The sequence below is a fragment of the Chryseobacterium sp. RLHN22 genome (assembly GCF_051011795.1).
Classification (GTDB): domain Bacteria; phylum Bacteroidota; class Bacteroidia; order Flavobacteriales; family Weeksellaceae; genus Chryseobacterium; species Chryseobacterium zhengzhouense.
The window spans coordinates 305,814-312,111 of the sequence record NZ_JBPCHW010000003.1; the positions used below are offsets into that span (position 1 = coordinate 305,814).

7 protein-coding genes are annotated in these 6,298 nt (G+C 33.5%); 1 reads left to right on the top strand and 6 read right to left on the bottom strand.

From position 1 onward, the window contains the following. Positions 1–53: 53 nt before the first annotated feature. The 5 genes from ACR1PN_RS05225 to ACR1PN_RS05245 form a co-directional block, all read right to left on the bottom strand. The gene (locus tag ACR1PN_RS05225; RefSeq protein WP_433979152.1) at positions 54–1,079 is read right to left on the bottom strand and encodes a DUF4421 family protein; all 1,026 of its coding nucleotides are present in this window, start codon (positions 1,077–1,079) and stop codon (positions 54–56) included. A gap of 74 nt (positions 1,080–1,153) precedes the next feature. After that, on the bottom strand, positions 1,154–1,990 hold the full coding sequence (gene dinD, locus ACR1PN_RS05230; RefSeq protein ID WP_433979153.1) for a DNA damage-inducible protein D: 837 nt from the start codon (positions 1,988–1,990) through the stop codon (positions 1,154–1,156). 224 nt (positions 1,991–2,214) lie between these two features. Continuing rightward, on the bottom strand, positions 2,215–4,200 hold the full coding sequence (gene feoB, locus ACR1PN_RS05235) for a ferrous iron transport protein B (RefSeq protein WP_433979154.1): 1,986 nt from the start codon (positions 4,198–4,200) through the stop codon (positions 2,215–2,217). Beyond that, the gene (locus ACR1PN_RS05240; protein ID WP_433979155.1) at positions 4,187–4,453 is read right to left on the bottom strand and encodes a FeoA family protein; all 267 of its coding nucleotides are present in this window, start codon (positions 4,451–4,453) and stop codon (positions 4,187–4,189) included. The genes feoB and ACR1PN_RS05240 overlap by 14 nt, the downstream gene beginning before the upstream one ends. A 172-nt stretch (positions 4,454–4,625) precedes the next feature. Next, on the bottom strand, positions 4,626–5,516 hold the full coding sequence (locus tag ACR1PN_RS05245) for a GLPGLI family protein (protein WP_433979156.1): 891 nt from the start codon (positions 5,514–5,516) through the stop codon (positions 4,626–4,628). A gap of 127 nt (positions 5,517–5,643) precedes the next feature. Here ACR1PN_RS05245 and ACR1PN_RS05250 point away from each other — a divergent pair, with 127 nt between their 5' ends. After that, positions 5,644–6,141, top strand: a complete 498-nt coding sequence (locus tag ACR1PN_RS05250; protein ID WP_433979157.1) for a DinB family protein — start codon at positions 5,644–5,646, stop codon at positions 6,139–6,141. Positions 6,142–6,189: 48 nt separating this feature from the next. Here ACR1PN_RS05250 and ACR1PN_RS05255 read toward each other — a convergent pair whose 3' ends face one another. Next, positions 6,190–6,294 carry an IS3 family transposase gene (locus ACR1PN_RS05255; RefSeq protein ID WP_433979164.1) on the bottom strand — a complete coding sequence of 35 codons (105 nt, stop codon included), beginning with the start codon at positions 6,292–6,294 and terminating at the stop codon, positions 6,190–6,192. Positions 6,295–6,298: the final 4 nt, after the last annotated feature.

The window sequence follows — 6,298 nt, forward strand, 5'->3', positions numbered from 1 at the left end:
ATTATTTTTAGTTTAAATTTTCCCTTTGCAAAGATACTCAAAAGAAGACTAACTTATAAAATCGGAATCTTTTTCTGAATTTTATTGTAATTTCTTTCAACAACTTTTGGAGGCGGAAAACGATACCCTACGTACAAAAGTCCATAAGTGTTGTTATTTTCGACCGTAGAGTTTTCTTTCTCGTCATAAGCTGTAGCATTAAAATTAAGTTTTCCTCCAAACAAAAAGCGGTCAGAGTTATATCCTATATGTAAACCTCCGGATCCTTTTACTGTCAGATACTGCTCATTTTGTTTTGGTCCTTTTGTTCCGTTTTCTAATGTTTCTTTGAAGCTTGTAAATTTTCCACCCAAACCCACCGTTAAGTATGGTGCAATATTAAATTTTTCGGCGATTACCCAATTGTAAAAATATCCGATGTTTGCACCGAAATTGTATTGATATTCTTTGTTTTTCAAACCGTCAATCGTATTCCTGAAAATGGTAACATCATAGTCTAAAAACGGAACCCAGCTTCCCTTGCTGTTTTTTTGCCATTCTCCCTGTGTATAAAGGCTTTTCAATGAAAAATCTTTCTTTAAAACATAAGCTGTCGAACCTCCAAAAGTCTGAACTCTTAAGTCAGGAAATCTAATATAGGGGTCTCTGTCTTTTTGCCAGCCAGGAATAAGATCCTGCATATTTTCAATATAAAAACCTTTTACATTCTTATAATAAGCAGTCTGAATGAATCGGCCAGGAAAAAGTCTAAAAGTAAAATTGGTATAAGAACTGTTCCCTTTTCTTTCATTGTCGTTGTTTCCCGGAAAAAACCGAGGGGTAAAAGACAATGTTGCACTTATAATCCTGTAATCAATCGATAAAGAAGCTTTTGTTTTATTATTAATAGAAAGTACTGTTTCGTTTAAATTTTCTTCATCGCCCTCTGAAAAAGTATAATTTTCTATGTTCGTGTCAAAGTTTGCACGAATCATTACCTGATCAGCATAAGATTTTATTCTTGCAGAATCTGATGTATTCTGTGCTTTGACACTCAGAAAAGAAAGACTTGTGCAAAAAAGGACGAAGCGTTTAATCAAGCAAAATTTGTTTAATTTCAAGGTTGAAATTACTACAAATTATTTAATTCTAAAATAACCAATTGATGATGTAATTATTTTTTCTTTGTTTGTTTTAATATTCTCTTTTCATCGCTTTCTAATTTTCGCTGAACTTTTTTAACGTCTTCTAATGCAGGAAGGTTTTCGGGTTTTATACCTCTTTCTCCTAACATTTTTCTGACAGCTAAATTATTTTCAATGTGTTCGTTGGTTATTTGCATATCGCCATTTAAATCTTTTTCAACTACATTATGACTCTTTAACTCGGTTGCAAAGTCTTTTGCTTTGATTGTTAGGGTAGGAAGAAAATCTGCAAGAGGTCTCGTTTGCGGAATATCAAGCTTCTTTTTCATATCGTTGGTCGTAAATCCACCAAATAATGCCTGATCTCCTTTAGATCTAATTATTGAAAACCTTTTTTCGTCGACACCTCTTTCGTAAATAATTCCAGACAGTTTCTTTTCTGTTTTTGATAATTTTTCTCTTGCTGTTACTCTTTCAACATCAATAAGTCTTTTTTCAATGATTTCCTGCTTTCGAGTTTGAACTGCAAAATAAGTCTGGGCAAATGCTATTTCACTTTTAGAGCTATCTCCATTTTGTGCAATAAGATAGCATCCGTAACGAGTTAAAGCTAAATCTGGAATTTCTCTTTCAGAACCACTACCTAAGGCTACCATTTTCCCGATGTCGGCAAAATGGTTTTTAACTTCTTCTCCTGCATTCTCACAAGATTTTTTAGCTTTCTCAATAACTTTTAAAAAGTTATCCCACTTTGTATAATTTAGAATTTCTTGTAAATCTCTTGCACTCCAACATTCAATATTTTTATATAAATGTGATGCATTTTCGAATTTTTGAAATAAATGTTCAATTAATTCTTTTTTCATATATAACTGCATTTTTATTTACAAAAATAAATAAATCTTAACCAGCTTAATATGTGAAAAAATTAAAAATTATGAACATCCACAATCTTTATCGCAGGCAGATCTTTTAGAACTGAATTTCTTGGGCGCAAAATTTTTTCTGAGAATCTTAAACAGTGAATAGCAGGCAAAAGCCACCACAACTGCGATAATTACGTATTGAAAAATTAATGAAGTACTCATTACTATTTTAAAATTTGATAAATAAACATCGACACAAAATATGCCAACCCGGTCATCATGGCAACCTGAAAACCAGTCCATTTCCAACTTTTTGTTTCTCTGTAAACTACCGCCAATGTAGAAATACACTGCATAGCAAAAGCGTAGAATAGCAGTACAGAAACTCCTGTTGCAAAACTGAAGACTTTTTCGCCGTTCGGTTTTACATCATGTCTCATTTTATCGATTACTTTTCCTTCCGGGGCATCGTCATCCAAACTGTACAAAGTAGACATTGTTCCTACGAAAACTTCTCTCGCCACGAAACTCGTCAGAATTCCGACTCCCATTTTCCAGTCGTAACCAAGAGGTTCGATAGCCGGCTCTATAAATTTGCCCATTCTTGCCAAATAAGAGTGGTCTAATTCAACATCAGTTGCGACAACCTCATCCTGATTTCGTTTAGGACCGAAATAACTCAGTACCCAAATAATGATACTTACAATAAAAATAATCTTTCCGGCCCCTGTGATGAAATCCCATACTTTTCCTAAAACCAGCTTAAAATCATATCCAAAAAGAGGTTTTTTATATGTTGGTAAATCCATAACAAGATACGTTTTACCATCTTCTTTAATGAAATTTTTAAGAATTGACGCAGATAATAAAGCTACGAAAAATCCTAAAAGATACATTCCCAAAAGCACCAAAGCTTTATACTGAATTCCAAAAATTGTTTTATCAGAAATAATTAAACCAATAATAATACTGTAAACAGGTAGTCTTGCTGCACAAGTCATGAATGGTGTTACAAGAATTGTGAGTAATCTTTCCTTTAAATTTTCAATATTTCTTGTTGAAATGACCGCAGGAATCGCACAAGCTGTACCTGAAACTAAAGGAACAATACTTTTTCCGTTTAATCCGAATGGTCTTAAAATTCGGTCCATCAGGAAAACAACTCTTGCCATATACCCTGAATCTTCCAGTAAGTAAAGGAAATAGAGAAGGATTCCGATTTGAGGTGCGAAAATGATAATTCCACCTAAGCCCGGAATAATTCCTTGTGAAATCAATGAATTTATTGGTCCTTCAGGAAGATGCGTTGATGAAAACTCGGAAAGCCATGCAAAGGATTCGTCAATCCAGTTCATCGGATATTCTGCTAAAAAATAAACGCACTGGAAAATCATCAGTAACACAAAAAGAAAAACAATATACCCCCAGAATTTGTGAACAAGAATCTTATCTAATTTCTCCGTTAAAAGTTCTTTAAACTGTGCTTTTTTAGTAATAACATTCGCCAAAATTTTGTCTGCATATTGATAACGTCTTACTGTTTCCTGCACCTGAAGTCTTTTCGGAACTATATTTTTTGATTCTGAACCTGAATTTTTACCCAGTGTAAGATTTACCCATGCATGATAGTCTTTTTCTGAACCGGCTTTAAGAAGATTTTTATGTTCGGCAGGAATTTCAAAGCTTGCTTTTTCCGAAGTCACAAAATCATTATTGAAAACGGCTTCTTTAATAGCCTCTATTCCTATCTGTTCTTTTGCATTCGTCTGAATAACCTTGATATTCAATGACTGCGAAAGTTTTTCAACATCAATATGAATTCCTCTTCTTTCTGACTGGTCGATTTGATTTAAAACCAAAATCATTGGAATTCCCAAATCCTGAATCTGCTGAAACAGCAAAAGGCCTCTTTTCAGACTTAATGCTTCCAGAATGTAAACCACTCCGGCATATTTTTTTTGTCCGTCAATTAAAAATTTAGAAAAAATCGCTTCATCTTCAGAACTCGGATATATGCTGTAGGAACCAGGAAGATCTACGATTTCTACCTCCTCATTTTTATAAGAATAATTCCCTGAATGACTTGATACTGTAACTCCTGCATAATTTCCCGTTTTCTGCTTTTTATTTGAAAGAGCATTAAAAACGGTTGATTTTCCTACATTCGGATTTCCGACTAAAAGTATCTGTTTGTTATTATTTTCCTGCATTAATCAAATCTTCTACAATGATAAAATCTCCTTCTTCTTTACGCAAAGCAATACGGCTTTTTTCTTCGCCAAATTCCACATAAAGTGGTCCGCCAAACGGCGCCTGATACAAAATTTTAAAAAAAGTATCCGGAAGAAGCCCCATTTCTATAATTTTGGCAGGCATTTTCAAACCGTCATTTTCGTAGCCCACAATTTTTCCGGCTTTATTTTTCGGGAAGCTGCTTAATGTATTTGATTGAATATCCTTCAAGGCCTTGATTTTTGTGACTGCAAATATAGTTATTTAAATTTAATCTAAATAACGTTAGTTTTCATATTTAAAGGAAGTTAGATTTACAAAATCTTCAATTATTTGATAAAATAAACCCAAACACATTACTGCATTTGGGTTTACATTAAATATAGTTTAGTTGAAATGAATGTTATTTTTTCTTTTTAGTATCTGTAACAGCATTAATCTCAATTGCATTACTGTTTTCTTTAAGGTGCTTTTTAAGCTTATCTTCTGCATCTCTCATCATTTGTGACATTGAAGTTCCATCCGGCATTTTTGCATCAGCAGGAATCATGGCCAGCTGAGATCTGATACTTCCAAAAGGATCTTTTTTGTACGCAGCATACATTGTCTCAAATTTATCTCTGCTTACTTCAAGATTATTTTTTCCCTGTCCGAACTGTTTCATTAGTTTTTCTGAATAGCTTTCAGGATTATAGTCTGCAATTTTCTTGTTTCCTTTCAATTCCCAGGAATAATTTTTGGCATCATCTTCCACCTTTACGATTAACCCCGGTAATCCTCTGAATTTATAAGGTCCATCCTGAAACGGAACATCTGTAGTAAACCAAGCAATCCAGTTTCTTCCGCCAAATGTCGCTGTTGCCTTTTGTGCATTGTATTCACCAATTTTAGCTTTATCGCCTAAAATCTTCCATTCAAAAGGTTTTTCATCTTTATAGCTTACTTTGTCCTGAAGAATATAATCGGTATAAGAAACATCCATTGCCGGATATGTTTTTGTAATGATATGTGAAAATTTAGGCTGCTTTATTGATTTTGAAATATCTTTAAAAGCTCCTGCTTTTTGCATTGCCTCAACTTCAACTTTTAAAATTGAATCCTGAGATACAGCAAGATAATCTCTGTAAATAGATTTATCTTTTGTAATATCAAGAATCATCATCTCTTTATTCTTTTTTTCTAAAGAATCTTTGTTGGGTGCATATGTTAACTCATAAAAAAAACGGTTTGCAGTTTCCTGTGCATTTGCAATAGCAAAAACGACGATAAATAATATTGAGAATATATTTTTCATTGTATAAAAGGTTTATTCTATTAGTTTGCATTAGTTGTTTTTTGTTACAGTTTTTTTCAATTTTTTAAATAAAAAGTTTTTGGCTTTTTTAAAATTTTTAAATTTAAGCTTACCTAAACAAATATTTATGGACACTTTAAAACAATTAAGAGAAGAGCTCGAAGCTGAGTATCAGACGACGAAACGGTTTCTGGAAATTTATCCTGATGATAAAAATGACTACACTCCGCATCCCAAAAGTATGAAAATGATGCACCTTGCAAACCATATTGCGGAAGTTTTTGGCTGGGCAGGGTTTATGCTGAACTCCTCTGAACTTGATTTTGCCAAAAGCGGAATGCAGCCCAAGTTTTTAACTACAAAAACGGAATTGCTTCAGGTTTTAGATGAAAATTATAAGAACAGTACAGAAGCACTGGAAAAAGCATCCGAACAAGATTTAGAACCAAATTGGGCATTAAAAAATGACGGTCATGAGTTGGCTTCATGGACAAAATATGCGGCAATCCGTCATAGCTTAAGCCAGATCAGCCACCATAGAGCACAACTGGGTGTTTATTACAGGCTGAATGATATTGAACTTCCGGGAAGTTATGGTCCGACTGCGGATAACCCGAATTTTTAAATGTAAACACTAAAAAACCCCGAAGCAATTTAGACTGCACCCAAAAGTTTAGACAAAATTATTAAAGAAAAGAGTTCGGTACTGTACCGGGCTCTTTCCATTTAGATTTAATCGTATTCTGTCGTTGTTGTAATAAGTGATGTATTGTTTTATTTCT